1 protein-coding gene is annotated in these 923 nt (G+C 75.6%); it reads left to right on the forward strand.

Translation table 11 applies throughout. The features are described 5' to 3' along the window. The first annotated feature begins 290 nt into the window (after window positions 1-290). Window positions 291-902 carry a copper resistance CopC family protein gene (locus AB0D67_RS16360; RefSeq protein ID WP_362935259.1) on the forward strand — a complete coding sequence of 204 codons (612 nt, stop codon included), beginning with the start codon at window positions 291-293 and terminating at the stop codon, window positions 900-902. Window positions 903-923 lie beyond the last annotated feature (21 nt).

Raw genomic sequence — 923 nt, forward strand, 5'->3', positions numbered from 1 at the left:
GGAGGACGACGGGGTGGGGATGGATCCGGAGCGGCTGCGCGGGATCCTGGCGGGGACCCGAGGACCGTCCCTGGAGAGAGCCGCGGCCGGGGGGCCGCGGCTTTTCCCGTGCCGGCGGGAGATCCGGCGGCCGGGGACCGGGCGAGACGCCCCGGAGGCCCGGTGAGACGCTCCGGAGTCCGGGCGAGGTGCTCTGGAGCCCGTCCCCTACGGGAAGGCACCGAAGCGCGCCGGACGCGATCAGTGGCACCATGTCGGGGTCAGGAAAACCCAGTGGAAGGTCATGATCGTTGAGGCGGCTCCTCACGGTCCTGCTGCTCGCGTGCGCCGCGCTTCTCGGCGCGGTCGCCCCCGCACAGGCCCACAACATCCTGATCGGCAGCGATCCGAAGGACGGCGCCCGGCTCTCCGCCGCGCCCGGACGGATCACGCTGACGTTCGACCAGCCGGCGCGGCAGGGCTTCGCGCGGATCAGCGTGACCGGACCCGGCGGGACCCGCTGGGAGGACGGCGCGACGGCCGTGAACGGCGCGAAGGTCAGCGTGACCCTCAAGCCGCTGGGCGCGGCCGGTGAGTACGCCGTGGGCTACCGCGTCCTGTCCTCCGACGGCCACCCGGTGTCCGGGAAGCTCACCTTCACCCTGACCGCCGCGGGGCCGGGCGCCGCCGCCCCATCGCAGGCGGCCTCCCCCGAGTCCGCCGCCTCACCGCAGGCGGCCTCCCCCGACCCGGCGGGATCTCCCGCGCTCGGATCGGCCGAACTGAGCGCGCAGGCCGCCGAGGCCGCGCAGAACGGCGGCGCCGGGATGGCGGTGCTGTGGATCGCCGCGGCCCTCGTCCTGCTGGGCGGGGCGACCGTGGTGGCGATGCGCCGTACCGGTGGGCGGGAGGAGCGGCGATGACCGCGTCCGCAGAGACCTCGG

Source organism: Streptosporangium sp. NPDC048047, assembly GCF_040653115.1.
Lineage (GTDB): Bacteria > Actinomycetota > Actinomycetes > Streptosporangiales > Streptosporangiaceae > Streptosporangium.